The organism is Oleiphilus sp. HI0043, assembly GCF_001634935.1.
The window spans coordinates 1-1644 of record NZ_LWEY01000508.1; the positions used below are offsets into that span (position 1 = coordinate 1).

The 1644-nt window shown below is 44.5% G+C and carries 1 protein-coding gene; it reads right to left on the reverse strand.

Annotated elements, in window-relative coordinates; all coding sequences use genetic code 11:
* Positions 1–1463, reverse strand: a 1463-nt coding sequence (locus A3729_RS06265) for a cytochrome D1 domain-containing protein (protein WP_068633425.1), incomplete at its 3' end; no start/stop codon positions are given.
* Positions 1464–1644 lie beyond the last annotated feature (181 nt).

Here is a 1644-nt window from a genome sequence, read left to right on the forward strand (position 1 = left end):
CCATCTTTGTTGAACTCCATGTGCAAGGCCGCTTTACCTTCTTCTTCAGTTACACGAATAGTTTTAACGATTTCGTGTGTGTCCTTATCAAATACCTGAACACTTTGCTGAACTTCTGGCTCTGGGTGCTTAAGCTGATCTGCCCATACATATTGAGATGTTGGATGGGTACGAATAAATACGCCCGCACCGTCTGTCTCAACTGTGTAGCACAGCTTCCACGCTTGGTCAGGATGACCAATCGGGTCGTTGCCCCAAACAGATACTTCACCAATACCTAGGTGAGTCGTTGCACCAACAGGGCCACACTCTTTATCAGTCCAGTTAGCACCAGGACCCGGGTGAGGCAATGAAGCAACATCGATCATTTTCTCTAACTTACGATCTTTCGTATCAACAACAACCATCTTGTTTGAAGCGTTTGCTGCGATTTGGAAGTAACGACCTGTTGGGTCAAAGAAACCATCATGCAAGAACTTAGCAGTATCCATTTGATCAATACGTAGGTTATTGATGTCGCTGTAATCAACCTGCCACATTTGACCTAACTCTTTGATCGCAACCATCCAAGTTGGCTCATTAGGTGTTGTGTAGATCGCCGCAACGCGAGACTCTTCGACATACTCACCGTCAACATTAACACCACGAGAAGAAACTACTTTCAGAGGTTCAAGTGTTTCTGCATCCATGATTACGAAGTGCGGAGGCCAATAACCACCAGCGATAACATATTTGCCATCACCGGAAACAGCGATATCTCGTGCGTCATACGCCATTTGAGTTTCAGCTACCAACATCTTGTCTGGCGTCTGCCATAAATCGATCTTGTTAACCTTACCGTCACGACCAATGGTGTACCAGAAACGACCTACGTCTTTCGCATGATCAGTTTTATGGTGCTCAGTACCCTTGATTACGTGTACTGCATAACCCGTATCGATGTGTGCAACAATTTCATGTTTGTCACCATCGATGATGGCAGCAAGACCTGCATCACGCTCAATGACAACAAAGAAGTTCTCCCAATTACGGCCATGTAGAGGTTTAGTTGGATAGTCTTTAAGAGCGATATATTCTTTGGTCCGCTCTTTCATCATCGCTAAAGACATCTCTGGTGGAACAGGAGGCTCCAACTGAATATACTTCGCAAGAAGGTCAATCTCATCTTTAGTGAAGAGATCATCAAAGTTGTTCATGCCACCTTCAGTACCTAGCTCAATAATACGAGACAGACGCTTGGTTCCTTTCTTAAGGGTTTCTTCAGGCATCAAACTTTTACCTGTTGCCCCCTTACGTAATACACCATGACAACCCGCACAACGCTGAAAGTACATGGATTTTGCTTTGTCGAATTCTTCAGGGGTTAAGGTTGGTGCAGTGTTTGTTGCTGCCTGAACCCCGGCTCCCATGCCAACGCCCATTGCTAGAGCTAATGCTGACAATATATGTTTTGTGTTCTTCATCGTATGCGAACTCCTGTTAATTGTTGTCGCTATTTGTCGTTTGGGTCTTTTGTCCGACTTCCCCCTTTAAGCCGTGAATCCCCAATAAAGCTATAAGAAGTGCTATGTTCGAAAAAAGTTACTACTCCAAAAATATGTGTTGCTATCTTCTTACAACGTCTCTCTCAAAACGTTATCTTCC